Here is a 22,885-nt window from a genome sequence, read left to right on the forward strand (position 1 = left end):
CTCCCCCAAGTCTACTATACAATACTAATCTTGTACGTGTCCAACTCGGTTTTGCGAAAATATTTTTTTGCTACTCTCTATAACTCTTGTTTTCTCTTTCTTTTAAATTCGTGCTTCATCTCTGTCCATAAGGCAAAAATCTGTTTTGTTGATTTGTTGGAAATATTATGGTAGAATTACTCTGACAGATTGTTCAAATACCAAGAGGTGTTTTATTTTTCTGTTATTAAGGAGCGTTGACTTATGGAAAGACTGCCGGTAATAATGGTCTATGATAATCTGGATAAAGAGGTTATTGAGCGCCTTTTTAAAAGCAACCCTATTCCTGAAGGATTTTACATCAGGAATTACAGAAGAGGGGAAGAGAACCTGTGGGCGGAAATTGAAACTGCTGCAGGGGAATTTGAAACGGAAGAGAAGGCCCTTGAACATTTTCAAAAGGAATTTGGACCATACTTGAATGAAATGGAAAAACGGTGCTTTTTCATTGTACATAAAGAAAGTGGCAGGGCTGTTGGTACTACCACCGCCTGGTATAATGACAACTTTAAAAGAGAAAGATATGGCCGTATCCATTGGGTAGGAGTGCACCCGGATTTCCAAGGAAAAAAGCTGGCAAAGCCCTTGTTGGCAGCTGCAATGATGTACCTTGCAGAACATCATTGCAAGGCATATCTTACATCCCAGACTACAAGTTATAAAGCTATAAACATGTATTTAGACTTTGGTTTTAAGCCTGAAATAATGAGTGATGAATGTAAAAGGGCATGGAATCTTCTTGAGAAGATTCTGGGTCGTACGATATGATCTCTTGTCGGTAGCAACGGATTGTGATAAAATTCTGAAGGTATAATACCATTTTATGGATGGAGGTAGAATTATGGCAGCACTTTTTGAAATGCCGTTAAACGAATTAAAGCAATATATGGGTACAAATCCCTGTCCTGCTGATTTTGATGAATATTGGGAAAGAGCCCTTGGTGAAATGAATGCCTTGGATCCGGAGGTAGAACTAATCCCTGCACAATTCCAGGTTCCTTTTGCAGAGTGCTTTGACCTTTATTTTACGGGTGTTAAGGGAGCAAGAATTCATGCCAAATATCTCAGACCTAAAAACACCGCAGGAAAACACCCTGCAATACTTCAGTTCCATGGATATACGGGATACTGCGGAGATTGGCAAAGTAAACTGGGTTATGTTGCGGCAGGTTTTTCTGTTGCAGCCCTGGATTGCAGGGGACAAGGGGGATTATCCGAAGATGTAGGCGGAGTAAAGGGGAACACACATCACGGCCATATTATAAGAGGGTTGGATGATCCGGACCCTGATAATCTACTCTTCAGGCAAATCTATCTTGATACCGCTCAATTGGCCAAAATTGTAATGTCTTTCCCTGAGGTTGACGAAAACAGGGTTGGTGCTATGGGGGGATCCCAGGGAGGAGGGCTTACTCTTGCATGCAGTGCACTGGAACCACGTATAAAAAGATTAGCACCTGTATTTCCGTTTCTATGTGACTATAAGCGGGTGTGGGATATGGATTTGGCAAAGGATGCATATGCTGAAATTAAGACATACTTCAGGCTTTTTGATCCCAGGCATGAACGGGAAGATGAAATTTTTACAAAGCTAGGGTATATTGATGTGCAGTTTTTAGCAAAGAGAATACAGGGTGAGGTACTAATGGGTACTGGTCTTCAGGATACAATATGTCCTCCATCAACCCAATTTGCCGCTTATAACAAGATAAAGTCGAAAAAGCGGATGGTAATATATCCTGATTTCGGGCATGAAGGTTTGCCAGGTTTCGATGACATGGTATATAGTTTTATGATAGGACTGTGATTTCTTAAAGTATAGGAATTTATAAATATTCTAAAAAAATTCCTATACTGGGGTTTGGAAAGGGGATTCCCCTTTCCCGTTTTAAGGAGGGTGCTTAAGGATTCTGCAATAAATATGATAAGGCAGAATCCGTCGAAGGGAACCATAGGGTTCCCTAGCGAACAAGAAAATTTGCTTCGATTTTCAAGTCATGAGCGAAGCGAATTTTCTTGTTTCTAACATAATGTATACATACTGTAAGTGAAGAAAAATGAAAACAGCAAAAGAAGATTACCTTTTGCTGTCTTTATTTGTAGACTCTTGCCCATTATGCCCTAGCAATCCACCTCAATTATTTCCGCATGATATTCTTGTAATGGTTTTACCGTATCGCCATCGTAGGAGTTTTCCCGGTAGGCTGCAATTCCTTTTGCACTTGCAAGGGCGGCAGCTAAAGTGGTTATATAAGGTACTTTATATCTTATTGCCGCCTTTCTTATATATGAATCGTCAAATTGGCTGCGCTTACCCAGAGGTGTATTTATTACAAGCTGTATTTCCTTGTTCATAATACTGTCAATAATATTAGGTCTGCCTTCAAATAACTTGTTTATAACTTCAGCCTCAATACCGTTTTCGGCAAGAAAACGCTGTGTGCCTCGTGTTGCTTTAATCTTAAAGCCCAACTCATAAAATCTTTTTGCAACATCCAGAACAGCCGGCTTATCCTGTTCTGCAACGCTTATCAGCACCGTACCTTCCACAGGAAGTGATACCTGGGTTGCTTCCTGGGATTTGAAAAATGCAATTCCGAAGTATTTGGATAGTCCCAATACCTCACCTGTTGAGCGCATTTCAGGTCCTAATACCGGATCTACTTCAGGAAACATATTAAAGGGAAATACTGCTTCTTTTACACCATAGTGGGGAATAATCCTAGGTTTGATATCCAGAGATACCGGTTTGTCGCCAATTTCATTTCTTACCATAATTTCTGTTGCAATTCTTGCCATCTGTACATTACATACCTTGGAAACCAAAGGCACGGTCCTGGAAGCCCTGGGGTTTGCTTCCAACACATATACTTTATCTTCTGCTATTGCATACTGAACATTTATTAGTCCTACAACATTGAGCTTTTCTGCGATCATCCTGGTATATTCGTTTATTGTTTTTAAATGTTTTTCCGGAATAGTTACAGGGGGAAGTACACACGCAGAATCACCCGAATGTATTCCTGCAAGCTCTATATGCTCCATTACAGCAGGCACATAGGCATTAACACCGTCGGATATGGCATCTGCTTCAGCTTCTATTGCATTTTCAAGGAATTTATCTATGAGTATTGGACGCTCAGGGGTTATATCCACTGCAGCTTCTACATACTGTTTTAGCATCTCTTCATCGTATACGACTTCCATACCTCTTCCGCCTAATACATATGAGGGGCGAACCATCAAGGGATAGCCTATCTGTTTTGCTATTTCCAAAGCTTCTCCCAAATTACTTGCCATACCCGAGGCAGGCATAGGTATATTGAGCTTTTCCATAATGCGCCTGAACCTGTCCCTATCTTCGGCAACATCTATAACATCGGGTTGTGTTCCCAGTATGCGGACTCCTTCGGATGCAAGCTCAGCCGCAATATTTAACGGTGTCTGGCCGCCAAACTGAACTATTACACCGAGGGGTTTTTCTTTATTGTAAATATTCAATACATCTTCTGTAGTCAGAGGCTCAAAGTACAATTTGTCAGAAGTATCGTAGTCTGTAGAAACTGTTTCAGGATTACAGTTTACAATGATTGTCTCAAGTCCCATATCACGTATTGCAAAAGCAGCATGAACACAACAATAATCGAATTCGATACCCTGGCCGATACGGTTTGGTCCTCCACCAAGTACCATTACTTTTTGCCTGTTGCTAATAGGGTTCTTATCGGTACCATTGTATGTTGAATAATAGTAGGCTGCATCTTCTACACCGCTTACGGGTATTGGCTCCCAGGTTCCTGTTAGTCCAAGGGATAGACGATGTTCCCTGGCTTCTTTTTCAGAGATTCCTAAAAGTTTTGCAAGGTAGCGATCCGCAAAACCATCTTTTTTTGCCTGGATAAATAATTCGTCCGGCAAGGGGAAACTTTTTTTATTACCGGTTCTATGCTTAATTATTTCTTCCTCTAGCATAACCAGCTCTTTCATCTGTTCAATAAACCAGGGTTTTATATGAGTAAGACGGTAGATTTCTTCAATGGAAGCGCCTTTACGAAGGGCTTCATATATTATAAACTGCCTTTCACTTGTTACTTCATGGAGAAGCTCTAATAGTTCATTTAAAGATTTATGCTGGTAATTTTTAGCAAAACCTAACCCATAACGACCTATTTCAAGGGAACGAATGGCTTTCTGAAAGGCTTCTTTAAAATTTTTACCAATACTCATTACCTCACCCACAGATCTCATTTGTGTTCCTAATTTATCATGGGAGTCCTTAAATTTCTCAAAAGCCCACCTTGGAAATTTAACAACAACATAATCCCCGGAAGGAGTATATTTTTCTAAGGTGCCATCTCTCCAATAAGGTATTTCGTCAAGAGTTAATCCTACTGCCAACATAGTAGATATTGCAGCAATTGGGAAGCCTGTTGCTTTAGAAGCAAGTGCTGACGACCGTGATGTTCGTGGGTTAATTTCAATAACAACCACTCTTCCTGTTTTCGGGTCGTGGGCAAATTGAATATTAGTACCTCCAATTACCTGAATAGCTTCCACAATTTTAAAAGCATATTTTTGAAGTCTGCTTTGAAGTTCCTGGCTAATGGTTAACATGGGAGCTACACAAAAAGAATCCCCTGTATGAACTCCCATGGGGTCAACATTTTCAATGAAACAAACTGTAATCATCTGGTTTTTTGAATCCCGTACAACCTCAAGTTCCAATTCCTCCCAGCCTTCTAAATATTCTTCAATAAGCACTTGGCCTACTATACTTGCTGCTATACCCCGGCTTGCTATTGTCCTTAGTTCCTCAATGTTATAAGCCCGGCCTCCTCCTGTACCCCCAAGGGTATATGCCGGCCGCACAACTACAGGAAAGCCTAATTCCATAGCAATATTTTCCGCTTCTTCTACGCTGTAGGCTGCTCTGCTACGAGGCATTTCAATACCTAACTGGTCCATTGTTTTCTTAAAGGCTGTCCTGTCTTCACCCCGTTCAATTGCATCGAGCTTCACACCGATCACTTCTACACCGTATTTATCAAGAACTCCGGCTTTTGCAAGTTCTGAACATAAATTAAGACCGGATTGCCCTCCCAGATTGGGTAATAAAGCATCCGGCCTTTCTGTTGCGATTATATCAGTAAGTCGTTTTACATTAAGAGGTTCTATATATGTCTTATCCGCCATACCAGGATCTGTCATAATAGTCGCAGGATTGGAGTTAACTAAAACAATCTCATATCCCAGTTTGCGAAGAGCTTTACATGCCTGGGTCCCTGAATAATCAAATTCACAAGCCTGCCCTATAATTATGGGACCTGAACCTATAATCATAATTTTTTTAATGTCTGTACGTTTTGGCATATTAAATTATCCCTCGCTTTATATTAAATTTTGTTATATTGATTTTGGGCAGTGTTTTACATCCATAATTCAATTACAATATCTTATGGGTTTAATCTCTGCTTATGTTGCTTGAAATCCTGCCCGCAATATTATAACTAATCATTTTGAAAAATGCAATTACTATTTTTGAAATCCAGCTGAAAAGTTGCTATAAGAAAAATAAAAAAGCATAATATAAAAAAACAGCAGTTTAGGGTTTTGTAGAATTTTAAACTTTTTTATTCATGATTTTCCTGTATTCACTGGGAGAATACCCGGTATTTTTTTTAAAGTACCTGCTGAAATAATACTGGTCACAGTACCCCAGAGATGAGGCTATTTCTTTTATGCTAAGGTTTTTATCATTAAGCAAGGAGATAGCCTTTTCTATCTTGAATTCATTAATATATTGGAAGAGCGTTTTTTTTGTTACTGATTTAAATATGGCACAAAGATAATGCTCGCTTACCGCAATTTTTTGAGATATTTCCTTTACAGTGAGGTTTTTTGTAATATTTCGTTCTATGAATTCCATAATTTCCTTGACAACATCATGCATCCAAAGCTCTTTTTCAACACTGGTATCTGAAGTATTACTATCGGTAATATCCTTAAGATTTCTCATTATACCGATAACTAACTGGTAAGTATATGCTTTAACCATATTTATAGAACCAAATTTTTTTTCGTTGTGCTCCAATAAAATCAGGTCAAGAAGATATTTATGCATGACCATATTACAAGAAATATCCCTTCCCAGGAATGTGCGATAGCCATCACTGCTGTCCTTGCCTGATATATGGGTAATTACACGACCATAACCGAACGAAGACCAAATACCAAGATAGCTTGTATCTTTTATAGGTATCTCGCTATGTAAAGTTTGCGGTGCTATAATACACATATTTCCACGTTCCAGCCTTATTATATCTTTTTCAACACACATATTACAAACCCCATCAAGTACTATAAAAAACTCAAAGAAGTCATGACTCTGGCACTCATAAAAGCTCTCAAAATTATCCGGTATACAATCTTTTTTATTCCACTGGCAGGACTTATTGCTCTTTTTAGTGCAAACAGTAAGCCATTCTGTGTCAAAATTTGCTTCTATAGTTTTTACAGCTTGTTCCATGTGATCAAGAATGGTGAATTTTCTGGAGTATACTTTTTCCAAAGTCTACTTCCTCCCTACGTAAATTTTATTCAAAAAACACATCAAATAATTTTAAAATGTTCATTTATTATCTATGATAATGCTTATATAATGTTTATAGTAATTATATCATAATATCATAAATGTGAGGAGGACTAAATGGTACTATGAGTAAATTAGCTATTTTAGGGGGAAAACCAATAGGTAAAATTAATATACCGAGGTGGCCTTTTTTTACTCAAGAAGATGTAAATGCTGTAGCTAAAGCAGTATCAAGTGGTATCTGGGGATTTCGTGGTCCTTACGAGAAAGAATTCGAATCGGCATTTGCATCTTTTTGTAAAACAGCGTTCAGTATAGCGGTAACCAATGGCACACATTCTCTAAGGTTGGCTCTTGAAGCATTAAATATTGGTCCCGGTGATGAGGTGTTAGTACCCGGACTTACGTGGCAGGCTACAGCTGCTGCAGTACTTGATGTAAATGCTATTCCTGTTCTGGTTGATATTGATCCTGAAACATATACGATAGATATCAATAAGGCTGAACAGGCTATTACTTCAAGAACCAAATGCATAATTCCAGTGCACCTTTATGGTAGAATGGCTGATATGGATGGAATTATGAAGCTTGCTTCAAAGTACAAACTTTTTGTGATAGAAGATTGTGCTCATCAGCATGGAGCAGAATGGAACGGAAAGAGAGCTGGAAGCATAGGCGATGTAGGTTCTTTCAGTCTCCAGTCCACAAAAATACTTAATTGTGGTGAAGGAGGTGTCCTAACTACGAATAACAGTTATATGAAGGATTTACTACAATCCTTGAAAAACTGTGGAAGACGTGAAAGCGAAGGAGCACCTACTATGCAAAGCGGGAACTATAGGATGACGGAATTCCAGGCTGCTTTATTGCTAGTCCAGCTTTCAAGACTTGATGAGCAAAACGCTATAAGGGATGATAACGCAAAATATCTTGAAAAGCGCATTTCTCAAATCCCAGGGATAAAACCCATGTATAGGAATCCTGCCATTAATATACAGGCGTATTATAATTGGACTTTCAGATATTATGCTGAAGAGTGGGATAATATTCCAAGAGAAAGGTTTTTTGCTGCTTTAAGTGCGGAACTAGAGGGAGCAGTAACTCCAGGAACTACATACGAACCTTTAAATGATTCTCCATTATATCGTCCATTTTCAAAGAAAACTCATAAACTTGATGAAGAATATTTCAAAGCTATAAATCCACAACGATTTGAACTTCCCGAATGCAAAAAGGCATATAGCAAAGAAGCTGTAAACTTTTTTCATACACTTTTATTAATGAAGAGAGAAGATTGTGCCAAATTTGCTGATGCAATCGAAAAAATATGGGATAATAGGGATGAACTTAAAGGATGATGATTATTTGCAGAGCTTTAGGCAACCAAAGGAGGTGTTTTTTTTGCGTTTTATTGATGTAAATTGTATGATCGGAGAATGGGGATTTGGTAACCTTTACTTCAAAACTGCCGAACAACTTATAGATAAAATGGATATGTTGGGTATTGATAAAGCGCTTGTATTTGATTCAAAATCGTGGTTATGCGATATAGAAACAGGGAATAAGGCAATTGTACAGTCAGTTAAACATTACGACAGGCTGCTTCCGGTTATTACATTAACACCACTTATTGAGCAGGAGTTCGGTAGCAAGGGTAAACTGCTTGATTTTATGAAAAAAAATAACATAAAAGCAGTACGCTTATTTCCTTTTGATCAAAACTACACTTTATATTTATGGAATGTCAAAAAACTATTCCAAATGTTAAATGAAATCAAGATACCTGTATTAATAGAATGTAGAGAAATGAGAGGCACAATTAATCCTTGGTTTAACCAAATATACGAAATTGCAAAAGAATTTCCAAATGTGCCTATTATTCTTCTTACAATAGGATATAGAAGTTTGAGAATTCTATATGAGCTATTTGAGGAATGCATGAATATTTTTATAGATACCAGCACGTTTATAACATATCATGGTTTAGAAGAGGTAGTAAAACTTTATGGTTCAGAAAGAATTCTGTTTGGGACACGGATGCCTTTTATTGAAGGAGGAGTATCTGTAGGCCGAATAATTTATGCTGATATCAGTCAGGAGGATAAAGACAACATAGCACAAAGAAATATAATCAGGTTGATGGAAAATTGTACCCTTAATAACATAACAACTGAGGGGGAAGTGTAACATGAATAGGAATATTTTAAAAAGAGCCTTAACTGGAGAAAAATTTAGAAATATTTTTATCGCTGACTGTCACTGCCATATGGGTACATGGTATGACTTTTATTTCCCAAAAGCTGGTATCGATGAAATGATTATTGATGCTGATAATATGTGTATCGATGAAATATATATATCACCTCATGCTGCAATGTCCTGTGATTATAAACTTGGAAATATACAGATTAAAGAAGCAATAGGTAAATATCCCGAAAAGGTTTATGGATACCTTACCCTCAATCCCAACAATCCGGAAGAAATTGATGACCAGTTTGAAAAATATTATAAAATAAAGAATTTTGTAGGAGTTAAGCTACATCCTGGGTTGCACAATTATCCAATAACAGGAGAAAACTATATTGCTGTATTTGATAAATTAAAAGAGCTTGGAGGCTTTGTACTTACACATTCATGGGATGATGACAGAAACTGTAGTATAGATATGTGTGAACAGATTGTTAAAGCTTATCCTGAAGTGGCATTAATTCTTGGGCATGCTGGGGGGGTTTATAGCGGAGTTAAAAAGTCTATTAAACTAGTTAATACATATGAGAATGTATATATGGATACTTCGGGATTTGAATACTCGAATATATGGATTGAGGATATTGTAAAAAATACAAATCATGAGAAAATAGTATATGGTTCCGACTTTCCGTTCCATGATATGAGAGGAGGCTTGTCCAGAATACTTTTTGCCGATATTGATGATAAGGTAAAAGTTGATATCCTGGGAAAAAATTTTAAGGTATTGATAAGTAAATACCCTAAAAAAGTGTAGGTAATTAACAGTATATATTCTTTAATTCTTTTAGAATCCCTTTTGATTCTAAAAACTTTAAAAATGCACCTATAAATGGCCATTTAGTTTCTAATGCCACATCAATTTTCTTTTCCTTCAATGCTTTCTCCACTTTTTTTCTGTTTTCTACCACGTTTCAAGACTCATTTTCTTATAGCAACTTTTAAGTTTGAAATCTTAAAATATCTATTGGCAAAAAAAGTTTGTAAAATAGTTTCAAAAAAATATAAAAAAATATTGACAATAATTTTCAAACATCATATAATAGTAATAAGAAAGGAGATGATTAATATTTTATAAATATTCAAGCTATTCTGTATAGTATTTTAAGAGGTTTAAAATCAGATTCTGCAATTCTAGAAAGAATTATTAATAGACTAAATGATGAGGTATACATATGCGGATCATTGTTAGTAATAAAAATATTGAAATGTCATTTGATGAATATACAGGTGAAATACGGGAGCTTACATATTTAGAGACAGGAGAAAATGTACTCAAGAATTATATTTGGGAACGCAGAACTCCATTTGTTCTTTCAGTATGTCGATCAAATGGGGAAAAGAGATCAATTACTGTTCCTCAATATAATGATATTGCTGAAGATGAGCTTCTTAAACCTAGTTTTGATATGATAGAAGATGAAAATGGAACAAAAGTACTGAAAATTAATTATAAATATTTGAGAGATGAAAGCAACAGGGTAAATATCAGTGTAGAAACAAATGTATCTCTCGCTTCTAATGAGTATGAAAGTTTATGGACAATTGAGATTCTGAACAACGAACCAGGTTATATAATAGAAGATGTATGGTTTCCATTTATTTCTGGAGTTTATTTAGGTGATACATGGGAAGATGATACACTGATTTTCCCATCATGGAGCGCCATCAAGGTGCCAAATCCAACAGCTGCATTATCTTTACCTCCTGTTCATATAGGGTGGAGGTGGCATGATTATAACTATGAATATAGAATGGAAATGAGTGTTCCAACTACAAGAAAAAGTGATGGTTCATATTGCTTACAAACATTTCATAGTGGAAGTGCCTCCATGAATTGGATGTCATATTATGGTAATGAGTTTGGTATGTATATGGCATCGTACCAGGATGACTTCAAAGTTACTACTTTGAGTGCTGAAACTTTCGGTAATCAACGACCGGGTATGGGATTCAGTTTTGCGGTACATCCATATATAGAAAGCGGTAATAGGTGGAAGTCTAAAACATATGGAATCGCTCTTCACCCTGGTGACTGGCATTGGGGTGCAGATAAATATCGTGAGTGGAGAAATAGTGTATTCAACGGTATTAAGCACAAGGCACCGGATTGGTTTGACAAAAGTGCAGGACTTATTGCACATTATGACTTTAAGTATCAACATCAGTTTATGAAACCGGTACATAAGTATTCGGATATAAGCAGATTATATGATGAAGCTCAGAAATTAAGCATAAATCATCTTCTAATTAGTGGTTGGCATAAGGATGGATTTGATAAAGGGTTTCCGATGTATCGTTATGAGCCTGAACTTGGTACTGAGAAGGAATTTTCAGAGCAGGTAAGAAGTATTATCAATAAAGGAGGGCATGTATCTTTTTACGTTAATTCAAGACTATTTAACAGAAAATATATTAAAGATCTGCCTGATGTGTGGGAAAATGGTTTAGCAATAAAAAAAGATAATGAAGCACATAATGAAAATTACGGTAGTGAAAAATTCTCTGTTATGTGTTCATCAGCAAGGGTATGGCAGGAACACCTTATGAATACAGTTAAATATCTTATTGAAGAAATTGGTGGTGATGGTGTATATTTGGATCAACTTAATTGTGCTAGTCCTGTGATGTGTTTTGATAAAAACCATGGACATGAACATGATGATTGGAATAAGGGTTATAATAAGCTGCTTGATGATATTAATGCATATTTTTATGAGAATAATGAAAATTCACTTAGCATAATATGTGAAGGCGCTTCAGATATACATGGTTGTAAAATGAGTGGTCAGTTGATATCAACATTTTTTAGTGATATGTATGGGGCGTTTCCTGAAGCATATAGATACACATTTCCTGAAGAAACACTAGTTGATATGATATATCCATCTCGAGGAAGGCAGATTATGAGACCTGTACATGTATCACAAAATGCGTATAATATATTAGACAGAGCATTTTTAACGGGGTGTTATTTCTGGATATATGATCTTGAAGAAGAGAATACTTTTAAATCAGACCCTGCAATGATGGAATATCTTAAAGATGTTATAAAATTAAGAAAATTTTGGCTGGAAACGTTTGGCAAAGGCATTTACCGTGATGATAGAGGAATTATTAGTAGTACTGAAAATATAACTGCTAAAACATATGTACTTAATAACAATGACTTACTAATTGCAGTTTTAAATAAAAACGAAGATGAAGTGTGTGAGTTAGTATTAGATACAAATGGGAGAAAGATAAGTATATGTTCAATTTATCAGCTTGGAGGTACTACTGCGAAACTTTCACCTGAATTTGAAAATGAATATACCGTAATCAAGACCAAAACAAAACGTCTTGCGTTAATTCATCTTGCTTTTTAAAAACATTCGATGGGGTGTTTCTTATGATAAGAAAACTGACAGAAACTGATATTAAGAAATATGTTTTCCGAAAAGCAAAGCTTATTACTAGGAATTATCAGCTATACTTGATTTTTTTGCCAGTATTGCTTTATTACATAATATTTCATTATGCACCAATGTATGGAATACAGATTGCATTTAAAAGGTTCTCAGGTGCGTTAGGTATATGGGGAAGTAAATGGGTTGGGTTTGATAATTTTATTAGATTCTTTAACAGTAATTATTGTTACCAGATTATATGGAATACGTTCAGTTTGAGTTTATACTCAATGGCTGTTTGCTTTCCAGTTCCAATAATATTAGCGCTTATGCTTAATGAGGTAAAAAATAGTAAGTTTAAAAAAACTGTACAGACTGTAACCTACGCACCTCATTTTATTTCAACTGTTGTAATGGCTGGGATGATAATCCTGTTTTTGTCACCACAAAGTGGAATAATTAATAAAGTTATTGAGTTTATGGGAAAAGAACCAATAAATTTTATGTATGAAGCTAAATATTTTAAAACAATTTATGTATTTTCCGGTTTATGGCAGAATGCAGGGTGGTCATCAATTATATATCTTTCTGCGCTCTCTACTATAGACCCTCAGCAACATGAAGCAGCAATTATTGACGGGGCTAAGCGATTACAGAGGATCTGGCATATTAACTTACCTGGAATTCTCCCCACTATAACAATTATGTTGATTCTTTCATTCGGTGGGTTAATGAATGTAGGGTTTGAGAAAGTATTTCTTCTTACTAATTCTTTAAACAGGTCATCTGCTGATGTAATATCCACGTTTGTTTACAGGGTGGGATTAATTAACCATGACTTTTCATTTTCTACGGCTGTTGGATTATTTAATTCTGTAGTTAACCTTGTATTACTACTAATAGTCAACAGCATAACAGGAAGATTGAATCAAACTACATTATTTTAGAATACTTTTAAATATTTATGTTACTTAATAAGTAACTAAATGTTTTTTATCATAAATAGATTTGGAGGCAACGCAGAATGAAAAAATTGGTAAATGCGGATGATGTCATTTTTGATATAGTTAATTATACAATGCTTACAATTGTTTTGTTTATGATAATTTACCCGCTTTACTTTATTGTGATAGCATCAATAAGTTCACCATTGGATGTATTAAGTGGTAATGTAGTACTTTATCCTAAAAATACTACATTTGAAGCTTACAGACTTATATTTAAAGACAAAGATATATTAAGTGGTTATAAAAACACTCTATTTTATACTGTGTTAGGAACTTTTATTAATGTTATGATGACAATATTTGGAGCGTATCCGTTATCCAGAAAAGATTGGGTAGGCAGAAAATTCTTCACCCTGTTATTAACCTTCACAATGTTTTTCAGTGGCGGATTGATTCCTACATATATCTTGATCTCCAAATTAAAAATGATTGACACAATCTGGGCAATGTTAATCCCTGGTGCTGTTAGTTTTTGGAATATAATTATTGTTCGAACATATTTTACTTCAAGTATTCCTGATAGTCTTACAGAGGCTGCGTTTGTTGATGGCTGTACAAATCTGAAGCTGCTATTCAGGATTATTATACCTTTATCGAGACCTGTTATTGCCGTTATGGTTTTATTTTATGGTGTTGCACATTGGAATAGTTTTTTTTCTGCATTAATATACCTGAACAATAGAAAGCTGTTTCCGTTGCAGCTAATTTTAAGGGAGATCCTGATACAAAACAAATTTTCTGAAGAGATGTTAGTGGATGAAGAATCAATTTTAAAAAGGCAACTTATGGCCGAAAGCTTAAAGTATGGTCTTATTGTTGTAGCATCTGCTCCGGTTATAGCTATTTATCCTTTAATACAAAAACACTTTGTTAAAGGGATTATGGTTGGATCTATAAAAGGTTAATCTTATTGAACTTAACACAATTTTTACCGGATGATGATTGAATTATGATATATCAAAATCAGCCGGTAAAAATGTGATAAGAATATTAATATTAAATGAGGAGGAAGATGTTATGAATGGAAAAGTTTTAAAAATTTTTGTGTTATTATTAAGTATAATGATAACACTATCCCTTTTTGGGTGTACTTCAGTTAAGACTACTAAAGATGAAGAGGGATCTAAGCAACAAGTTCAGGAGCAAGAGAAGAAAGAAATAACTCTAAAATGTTTCGCAGTAGCTGGGCCGTATACAAAAGGTGATTTTAATGACCTGAAGATCTGGAAAGAATATGAAAAAATATCCGGTATTAAAGTCATTTTTGAATCAGCAATTTCTACAGCTGCTAGTGAAAAGGTAGGATTAATGTTTGCTTCTAATAATCTGCCTGACTTTTTCTTTAAGTACAGCATGAGTAAAACTGATCTTGCTAAATATTCTACCGAAGGATTAATAATAGCAATAGATCCATATCTTAAAGAATATGCTCCCAATTTCAGCAAGTATTTGGCAGAGGATCCTTCTATATCTAAAAACATAAGAATGACTGATGGGAAAATTTACTCATTTGCCTATCTTGTAACAGCAGCACCTGCAAGAATTTCTCCAAAACTGTTTGTTAATAATGAATGGTTGAAGAAATCAGGAGTTAATATGCCAAGGACAACCGACGACCTGTATAATGCACTTATAGCGTTTAGAGATAGTGACTTTAATGGCAATGGTAAAAAAGATGAAATAGGGGTGTCGGGTGAATATACTATCCAGGTTTACAGAGCTTTTTATGGAGCTTTTGGTTTAATGACCAGGGGTGCTGCACAAGATAAATGGGATATCGATGAGGAGAAAAATGAATTAAGATTTATTCCTACAAGTGATAGATATAAAGAATATCTACAGTATCTAAATAAGTTATATACGGAAAAATTGTTAGATCAGGAAATCTTTACAATAGATATAGCTAAATTTACTGCTAAAGCACAACAAAAACAGGTAGGATTTGCTTTTATTCATAACAACAACTATTTAGGTGATTATAAAGATGATTATATAACTTTACCTGCACCGCTGATAGGACCGCATGGTGATCAACTGTATTCAGCAAGAACAATTCCGGTTGCCGGTCTTACTGCGCAAATAACAAATGTCAATAAATATCCGGCTGAGACTGTAAAATGGATTGATTATTTTTATTCAGAGGATGGAATAAGGTTGTACTTTATGGGCATTGAAGGTGAAACCTACTATATTGATGAAAATGGCAATCCCCAATTCACAGATTACGTAACAAAGAATCCTGATGGATTGAATATGGAAGAGGCGCTTGGACGTTATGTTGCATGGAGCGGTGGTGGCAATCCCTCGGTAGCTGACGACAAACACTTTGGCAATCACCTTATTCCCAAAATTACTGTAGATGGGGCAAATGCCTTAATACCATATACTCCTAAGGAAATATGGGGCTCTTTCACTTATACGCCTGAGGAATCAACACAATTATCCGTGCTTCAACAGGATATAGATACATATGTAGATGATATGAGGGCAAAGTTTATTACGGGTGAGGTAAGCTTTGATACGTGGAATGCATATGTAGCTAATATTGAAAAAATGGGATTAAGTGAATATAGAAAAATAGTTCAGACAGCTTTAGATAGGTACAACCAATTTGATTAATTGTAAAAGTTTGACAAATTTTCAAGAGAAGAAATATATATTTCTTCTCTTGAAATGAAATATTAACATGAAAAAATAAAAAAAGGAGCGAATTTGTGGATACTGAAATTATTGTAACCGAAGAACTAAATCCGCGGTCAAAAAATATAGATATATCTTCGACTGAAGAGATCTTGAAGATTATTAATGATGAAGATAAAACAGTTGCATATGCTGTAGAAAGCCAGATTCCGAAGATTAAAGAGGCAGTTGACATTATCTTTAAAAGACTTAAAGGAAGTGGAAGATTGTTCTATGTAGGGTGTGGGACTAGCGGAAGGATAGGAATATTGGATGCTTCTGAATGTCCACCAACTTATGGAACAAATCCGGAGATGGTTCAAGGAATTATAGCTGGAGGACAAGCAGCTATTATTACAGCTATTGAAGGTATTGAAGATGATTATGATAGTGGTGTTTTTGATATATCGGAAAAGAATATAACACAGGAGGATGTAGTGATAGGCATTACGGCAAGTGGTAGAGCACCTTATGTTATAGGTGCATTGGAGTATGCAAGAAAATGTGGTGCTGCTACTATTGGAATATCAAATACGAAAAATCCTTTGTTAAGTAGGTATTCTGACGTTTCAATTGAAGCTGTAGTAGGACCTGAAGTAATTATGGGTTCAACAAGGATGAAAGCCGGAACTGCCCAAAAAATGATTTTAAATATGATATCGACAGCAGTAATGATAAAACTAGGTAAGGTATATCAGAATCTTATGGTTGACCTACAACCAAATAATAAAAAATTGAAAGAACGTGCAGTGAGAATCGTAATGCTTGCAACTAATGAACCGAGAGAAGTTGCGGAAAAGTATTTAGAAGCTTCACATGGAAAACCCAAAGTTGCAATAGTTGCGATTCTAGGTAAGGTAGAACCCGAAGTAGCTCTGGAATATTTAAATAAATCTGACGGTTTTGTAAGAAGAGCTGTAGAAATGGCAAAAATGATGCATGGATAAATAAAAAAATATGTAAAGGTATAAAGCTACATATACTGGAAGTATTATTAAAAATAGTGTATTATATTTGTATAGAGATGGATGGAGGCAAAATGACTGGGGTATTATTGAGAATAAAAGAAAAATTTGAATATTTAAGTCCGTCGGAAAAGAAAATAGCATGTTATATACTTGATAATCCTGATGAAGTTGTGGGGCTGTCAATAACTGAGCTTGCAGAAAGAGTGGGAACAAGTAAAGCAGGTATTATAAGGTTTTGTAAAAGTATTAATTATAATGGCTATAGAGATTTTGCTTTAAATTATGCAAGTCAAATAGCTGTTTCGAAAAATAATGAAGAAATTGAATATACCGATATTCAAGTAGGAGATAAAATTGAGACAATTATTAGAAATGTATGCTTGAATAATAAGAAGGCTATAGATGATAGTTATTCAGTTTTGGATTATTCTGAGGTGGAAAAGGCTGTAAAATGCATTATAGCTGCAAAACATATAAATATTTATGGTGTTGGAGCTTCATATATTGTGGCTATGGATGCGCAGCAGAAATTTTTGCGTATAAATAAATATTGCACAGCATATGCAGATTCACACTTACAAATGACTGCAGCTGCAAACACTTCTGCCGGTGACGTTGCAATAGGAATATCCTGGAGCGGCGAAACAAAGGAAACTATTGAAGCTTCAAGATTATCAAAAAAGAATGGTGCGACTCTTATAGCTATAACAAAGTATGGCAAAAGTCATCTTGCGGATATAGCTGATATTAAACTTATGCTGGTGGCGCCTGAAACTTCAATCAGAAGTGGTGCTTTAAGCTCACGTATTGCACAGCTGAACATTATAGATATAATTTATTCTTGTGTTCTCAGTCAAGATTATTATAATGTGAAAAAATATCTTGAACAGACTCATAGGAATGTTAAATATAAAAAGTATTTAAATACCGATGATTCTAATAGGACATAGTGAAGAAATAACAGCGGTAAATAAGTAATGTGGGAGGAATTTCCGAAGTTAATAACAATTATCTGGCTATTCATTCATTACTTGCTTCTCAAAAATTTACTCCTACTATTGACAGAATTTGCAAAAGAAAGTATAATAATATTAGCTAATTTGACTAAATTAGCTAATATTATTATAGGCGGGGTGTAAATATGATCGTAAACTCGACTGAATTTCAAAATAATTTCGGCAAGTATCTAATGCTTGTTGCAAAAGAAGATGTAATTATTACAAAGAATGGACGGGAAGTAGCTAAATTAACTACAGTGGATTATAAACCTGGAAGAATCAACTATATGGACGGAGCAGTGTGCGAAGAAACAGCCAGATATTTTTTTAACAACAGGAAGGCAACTTATAAAGAGTTTCTGGAACTATCAAAGGACAGTCAATACAGATTTGAATTTATTGATGGTGAAATATACCTGTTGGCATCACCAAAAATTGCGCACCAGGTAGCTATGAAGGAAATATTTGCAACTTTTTGTAATTGGTTTGAGGGTAAAAAGTGTATTCCTATTACAGCACCTTATGACTTAACTCTTTGGAGGGATGAGGACAGGGATGAAACAGATGCCGAATCAAATAGTAAACCGGAAAGTAAATCAGATAGAAAATCCGATAGCGAATCAAATAGTGAGTCGGATATCGAGTCAAACAGGGAAGCAATTAGTGAATCAGATATTGAACAGAATATTGAACCAAATATTGTACAGCCTGACATCATGGTTATCTGCGACTTGGAAGAAAAACTAAATGATAATGACTATTATATGGGCGTACCTTCACTTGTAGTCGAGATAGTATCTGAAAGCACGCGAAGAAGGGATTATGTAAAAAAACTTGACCTATATATGTTATGTGGTGTTCAGGAATATTGGATAGTTAACCCCCTAAATAAGAGTGCTACTATTTACCTTTTTAAAGATAGAAACATTTGTGATACAGCAACTTTTAAAAAGGATGAAACAGCCAAATCATACATTTTTGATGGGTTGGCTGTAGAACTTGCCAGAGTTTTTAGGTAGAATTAAAATAGAATTAAAAAGAATTGCTTAAACTTAGATATATGTCTATTGCTTATGACACGGTATCAGGCTGGTGCATTTTTTGACATTTTTCACATAAAAACCTTCCGTATTTTCTCTGGCTGTATGTGGCTACCCCCTGTGTTATTCTTGTTCCGCACTTCTGACATAAATATTCGTCGCTTTTCTTTCTAAAGATATTTTTATCATCCGGTTGCTCAAACTGTTGTTTTTCTTTTTTCTTTACTTCAATTATTTTTGAGGCCTCTTCTCTTAGGATTTTATCCCAGCTCTCTATTTTCCTGTTAATAATAGCTGATATATTTTCTAGCGCCTTGCCTTCTTCAACATCCCTGTACAACATTTTAATAAATTTAAGCTGTTTGCTGCTGGCTTTTTCAGGTTGTAGCCATGTCATATCTTCTATATCTTGAGTAAACATTCTGGATGCGCCTGTGGCTTTTAGTACACCGTCAATATATGCCCTTTTAGCTGCCATTTTTACCAGTGTATTTTGTTGATCTGCGGGGTCAGGATTTATTATACGTACTTTTTCACCGTCATCCGAATCTACATATCTATATTTATATTTTACTTCATAAGAGTTTGCGCTTCCTATGCCAACAGATACAAGAGTTTTTGAATCACGATGTATTATAGGTATAGATACTGTATAGCTTAGTATACCTTTTTCAAAATCTTCAATGGAAGAAATGATCTTAGGTTCGCCGCTTGCAAAATGAAAAACCTGGCAAAGGAGGTCAGCACCTGGCTTTAAAAGCGTAGGCTTATCTGTTCCGGGTATTCTGTCAAAGTCTATTCCTTGTTGTAAAAGATTATTGAAGAGTTTATTAAATGTTTCTCTCATTTGTATAGCTTTTTCTATTTCAGCATCCAAATTTACAGGTGGTATTTCAGTTTTAACAACATTGGCATTCTTACCTATCCTGTTTATATTATCAATCCTGTCGTCATTATTAATGTTATTATCAATGTTACTATCAATGTTATTATCAATGCTGCCTTTGTCATTATTACTATTATTACCGTCAGTATGAGTAATATCATTTATTCCGGCATTTTCAGTTGAATTTAAATCTTCTTCCACTTTTTCCACCTCTTAAATGTATTGGTCTTAAATTTAGTTATGCCGGAATTAATATAAAAAATGTGTGGAAATTAAAGGTGCAAGTACTGTTATTGGATATTTTTCATAAAAAAAACAAACAATAAAAATGTAAACCAACCGGTAATAGATAACAGAGTAGCTTTAGTAACAAGCAAAATAGCATGATTAAAAGCAGGGGTATATAAAGATGAAAAAGGCAGCTTGCATATAGTTGATACTACGTGTACTCATATGCGTTGTGAATTACAATGGAACTCAGCTGAAAAAACCTGGGACTGTCCATGTCATGGTTCAAGATTTACTTATGATGGTGATATTGTTGAGGGACCTGCGTTAACGCCTATTGCAAAAATAACCGAGAACAATTAATGACCGATTTGAAATAATACGAAACGTTAATATCCGCTTGTTTACCTTGAAAACCTTGAAACAGGGATAATAAAAATATGTTGATATTATTTTTACAACAATGATATTGACATATTTTTTTATTTATGCTATTAATATTATTGTTTATAAAGTTTAACTTTACTAAACAAAAAGTTTAGCCAATAAAAACCTGATTCTGGGAGAAAATGGTATTATGAAGATTGGTGAAAAGATAAAGCAATTAAGAATTAAAACAGGTTTGACCCAGGAAGAACTTGCAAACAGGTGTGAGCTTACAAAGGGATTTATCTCGCAAGTAGAACGGGAACTTACGTCGCCCTCCATTGCTACCCTGATTGATATACTGGAATGCCTTGGTACAAACTTAAAAGATTTTTTCAATGATAATTTAGATGAAAAAGTTATATTTAAGAAAGAAGATGTGTTTACTAAACAGGACAATGAACTAAAATATATGATTAAGTGGCTTATACCCAATGCCCAAAAGAATACAATGGAACCAATATTAATGCATATTGAAGCAGGAGGAAGCTCTGATGAAGACGATCCACATGGTGGTGAGGAGTTTGGTTATGTGATATCGGGTAGTATAAATCTATACCTGGGTAACCGCAAGTATAGGGTCAAGAAGGAGGAAAGTTTTTATTTCAAACCAAATTTGGTCCATAGGATAGAAAATGCCGGAAAAAGTGAAGCGGTTGTCTTATGGATATCATCACCGCCAAGCTTTTAAGTCCGGTTAAAGAATAATCCGTGCATAGGGGGAGTCCAAATGTCAGAGCCAATTATCAGATTGGTTAATATATCAAAGGATTACAATGGAACTGAAGCATTGAAAAACATTAACTTATATATACGAAAAAATGAATTTCTTACCTTGCTTGGGCCAAGTGGCTGTGGAAAAACTACCACACTCCGTATTATTGGGGGATTCGAACAACCGAATACTGGCGAAGTATTTTTTGAAGGTAAAAATATTACCAATTTACCCCCATATAAAAGAAAGGTGAATACTGTATTTCAAAGGTATGCCCTTTTCCCTCATATGGATGTGACTGAAAATATTGCTTTTGGATTAAAAATAAAGAAAATGGATAAAAAGGTAATAAACAGAAAAGTAGGAGAAGTACTTGAACTGGTAAACCTTAAGGGGTTTGAAAAGAGAGAGGTAGATTCATTAAGCGGAGGACAACAGCAGAGGGTTGCAATAGCAAGGGCACTTGTAAATGAACCTGAAGTACTATTGCTTGACGAACCACTGGGAGCTCTGGACTTAAAACTAAGGAAGGATATGCAGGTTGAGTTGAAAAGAATTCAAAAAATCCTGGGTATTACATTTGTTTATGTAACCCACGACCAGGAAGAAGCTCTCAGCATGTCTGATACTGTTGTGGTAATGAAAGACGGTACAATACAACAGATAGGCACTCCTGAAATGATATACAATGAGCCTAAAAATGCTTTTGTTGCCGACTTTATAGGTGAGAGCAATATTGTGCCGGGGAAGATGATAAAGGACTATTTAGTGTATTTTGCAGGGCGGGAGTTTGAATGTGTTGATACAGGCTTTCACGAGAATGAGGAAGTTGATATAGTAGTAAGGCCTGAAGATATAAAATTAGTACCGGAAGAAGAAGGAATGCTCCGCGGGGAGGTTAAGTCCGTAACATTCAAAGGTGTACATTATGAAATGATGATTCAAAACAATGGAATAAGCTGGATGGTACACAGTACCCTTATGGAGCCCGTAGGCTCTAAAATAGGGTTCTGTATACTTCCTAATGATATACATATAATGAAAAAGGTGAACGGGAAATGAAAAAAAGCTGGTATGCTTATCCGTACCTGGTTTGGATGGCTATTTTTATAGTAATACCACTTTTGCTGTTGATATTTTATTGTTTTACTATTACTACTGATGAAGGAATAAGATTTACTTTAGAACATATAAGACGTCTATGGAACCCGATATATTTTATGGTATTTTTACGTTCCATAGGTCTTGCCCTTATTAGTACTATTATCTGCCTTTTAATAGGTTATCCCGTTGCTTTAATACTTGCAAGCAAGGAATTTAGTAAAAATAAGGTTTTGGCTTTACTTTTTGTAATTCCCATGTGGGTGAATTTTCTCCTGAGGACCTATGCCTGGATGACCTTATTGGAGAAAAACAGCATAATAAATGTAATCTTGCAATTTCTACACCTTCCCCAATTACAGCTGCTTTATACAGACCATGCAGTAGTACTAGGGATGGTTTATAATTTCCTACCATTTATGGTGCTGCCTATTTATTCTGTTTTAACTAAAATGGATAAAAGCATTATTGAAGCTGCCGAAGATTTGGGAGGAAACTACTTTATAGTATTAATAAAAATTATCATCCCTTTAAGCCTTCCGGGTGTAATATCCGGGGTTACAATGGTGTTTA

Annotated in this window: 19 protein-coding genes and 1 pseudogene; 16 read left to right on the forward strand and 4 right to left on the reverse strand. The window is 35.3% G+C overall.

Annotated elements, in window-relative coordinates; translation table 11 throughout:
• The first annotated feature begins 243 nt into the window (after positions 1-243).
• The gene (locus tag HPY74_12385) at positions 244-807 is read left to right on the forward strand and encodes a GNAT family N-acetyltransferase (GenBank protein ID NSW91449.1); all 564 of its coding nucleotides are present in this window, start codon (positions 244-246) and stop codon (positions 805-807) included.
• A gap of 73 nt (positions 808-880) precedes the next feature.
• Complete coding sequence (locus tag HPY74_12390; GenBank protein ID NSW91450.1) at positions 881-1,846, forward strand: acetylxylan esterase; 966 nt, start codon at positions 881-883, stop codon at positions 1,844-1,846.
• 314 nt (positions 1,847-2,160) lie between these two features.
• Here the strand turns inward: HPY74_12390 and carB are convergent, their stop codons facing one another.
• Complete coding sequence (gene carB / locus HPY74_12395; protein ID NSW91451.1) at positions 2,161-5,409, reverse strand: carbamoyl-phosphate synthase large subunit; 3,249 nt, start codon at positions 5,407-5,409, stop codon at positions 2,161-2,163.
• Between the two features lie 250 nt (positions 5,410-5,659).
• On the reverse strand, positions 5,660-6,607 hold the full coding sequence (locus tag HPY74_12400) for a helix-turn-helix transcriptional regulator (protein ID NSW91452.1): 948 nt from the start codon (positions 6,605-6,607) through the stop codon (positions 5,660-5,662).
• 146 nt (positions 6,608-6,753) lie between these two features.
• Between HPY74_12400 and HPY74_12405 the strand changes: the two genes are divergently transcribed.
• Genes HPY74_12405 through HPY74_12415 form a run of 3 tightly spaced genes read left to right on the forward strand, consistent with a single transcriptional unit; the run spans position 6,754 to position 9,632 of the window.
• Positions 6,754-7,986 (forward strand): DegT/DnrJ/EryC1/StrS family aminotransferase, encoded by a 1,233-nt coding sequence (locus HPY74_12405; GenBank protein NSW91453.1) that lies wholly within the window; start codon positions 6,754-6,756, stop codon positions 7,984-7,986.
• A gap of 43 nt (positions 7,987-8,029) precedes the next feature.
• Complete coding sequence (locus tag HPY74_12410; GenBank protein ID NSW91454.1) at positions 8,030-8,815, forward strand: amidohydrolase family protein; 786 nt, start codon at positions 8,030-8,032, stop codon at positions 8,813-8,815.
• A 1-nt stretch (position 8,816) separates the two neighbouring features.
• Complete coding sequence (locus tag HPY74_12415; protein NSW91455.1) at positions 8,817-9,632, forward strand: amidohydrolase family protein; 816 nt, start codon at positions 8,817-8,819, stop codon at positions 9,630-9,632.
• Between the two features lie 4 nt (positions 9,633-9,636).
• Here HPY74_12415 and HPY74_12420 read toward each other — a convergent pair whose 3' ends face one another.
• The gene (locus HPY74_12420) at positions 9,637-9,786 is read right to left on the reverse strand and encodes a hypothetical protein (GenBank protein NSW91456.1); all 150 of its coding nucleotides are present in this window, start codon (positions 9,784-9,786) and stop codon (positions 9,637-9,639) included.
• A gap of 264 nt (positions 9,787-10,050) precedes the next feature.
• On the opposite strand from HPY74_12420, the gene HPY74_12425 reads away from it, so the two are divergent.
• From HPY74_12425 to HPY74_12455, 7 genes are all read left to right on the forward strand, one after another.
• Complete coding sequence (locus HPY74_12425) at positions 10,051-12,243, forward strand: hypothetical protein (GenBank protein NSW91457.1); 2,193 nt, start codon at positions 10,051-10,053, stop codon at positions 12,241-12,243.
• A 23-nt stretch (positions 12,244-12,266) separates the two neighbouring features.
• Positions 12,267-13,211 carry a sugar ABC transporter permease gene (locus tag HPY74_12430; GenBank protein NSW91458.1) on the forward strand — a complete coding sequence of 315 codons (945 nt, stop codon included), beginning with the start codon at positions 12,267-12,269 and terminating at the stop codon, positions 13,209-13,211.
• A 77-nt stretch (positions 13,212-13,288) separates the two neighbouring features.
• The gene (locus tag HPY74_12435; GenBank protein NSW91459.1) at positions 13,289-14,176 is read left to right on the forward strand and encodes a carbohydrate ABC transporter permease; all 888 of its coding nucleotides are present in this window, start codon (positions 13,289-13,291) and stop codon (positions 14,174-14,176) included.
• Positions 14,177-14,288: 112 nt separating this feature from the next.
• Positions 14,289-15,890: an extracellular solute-binding protein gene (locus HPY74_12440; protein ID NSW91460.1), complete on the forward strand. Its 1,602-nt coding sequence runs from the start codon at positions 14,289-14,291 to the stop codon at positions 15,888-15,890.
• Positions 15,891-15,985: 95 nt separating this feature from the next.
• Positions 15,986-16,897: an N-acetylmuramic acid 6-phosphate etherase gene (gene murQ, locus HPY74_12445; protein ID NSW91461.1), complete on the forward strand. Its 912-nt coding sequence runs from the start codon at positions 15,986-15,988 to the stop codon at positions 16,895-16,897.
• A gap of 92 nt (positions 16,898-16,989) precedes the next feature.
• Positions 16,990-17,868, forward strand: a complete 879-nt coding sequence (locus tag HPY74_12450) for a MurR/RpiR family transcriptional regulator (GenBank protein NSW91462.1) — start codon at positions 16,990-16,992, stop codon at positions 17,866-17,868.
• Positions 17,869-18,059: 191 nt separating this feature from the next.
• Positions 18,060-18,935 carry a type II toxin-antitoxin system Phd/YefM family antitoxin gene (locus HPY74_12455; protein ID NSW91463.1) on the forward strand — a complete coding sequence of 292 codons (876 nt, stop codon included), beginning with the start codon at positions 18,060-18,062 and terminating at the stop codon, positions 18,933-18,935.
• A gap of 52 nt (positions 18,936-18,987) precedes the next feature.
• Here the strand turns inward: HPY74_12455 and HPY74_12460 are convergent, their stop codons facing one another.
• Positions 18,988-20,043 carry a hypothetical protein gene (locus HPY74_12460; protein NSW91464.1) on the reverse strand — a complete coding sequence of 352 codons (1,056 nt, stop codon included), beginning with the start codon at positions 20,041-20,043 and terminating at the stop codon, positions 18,988-18,990.
• 189 nt (positions 20,044-20,232) lie between these two features.
• Between HPY74_12460 and HPY74_12465 the strand changes: the two are divergent.
• The 4 genes and pseudogenes from HPY74_12465 to HPY74_12480 form a co-directional block, all read left to right on the forward strand.
• Positions 20,233-20,433: pseudogene (locus HPY74_12465) on the forward strand (Rieske 2Fe-2S domain-containing protein).
• Between the two features lie 214 nt (positions 20,434-20,647).
• Entirely contained in the window at positions 20,648-21,187 is a 540-nt protein-coding gene (locus tag HPY74_12470) for a cupin domain-containing protein (GenBank protein ID NSW91465.1), read from the forward strand.
• A 39-nt stretch (positions 21,188-21,226) separates the two neighbouring features.
• Positions 21,227-22,273, forward strand: coding sequence for an ABC transporter ATP-binding protein (locus HPY74_12475; GenBank protein NSW91466.1), 1,047 nt, complete (start codon positions 21,227-21,229; stop codon positions 22,271-22,273).
• Positions 22,270-22,885, forward strand: a 616-nt coding sequence (locus HPY74_12480; protein ID NSW91467.1) for an ABC transporter permease, incomplete at its 3' end; no start/stop codon positions are given. The genes HPY74_12475 and HPY74_12480, both read left to right, overlap by 4 nt.

This window comes from Bacillota bacterium, from assembly GCA_013314855.1.
Lineage (GTDB): Bacteria > Bacillota > Clostridia > Acetivibrionales > DUMC01 > Ch48.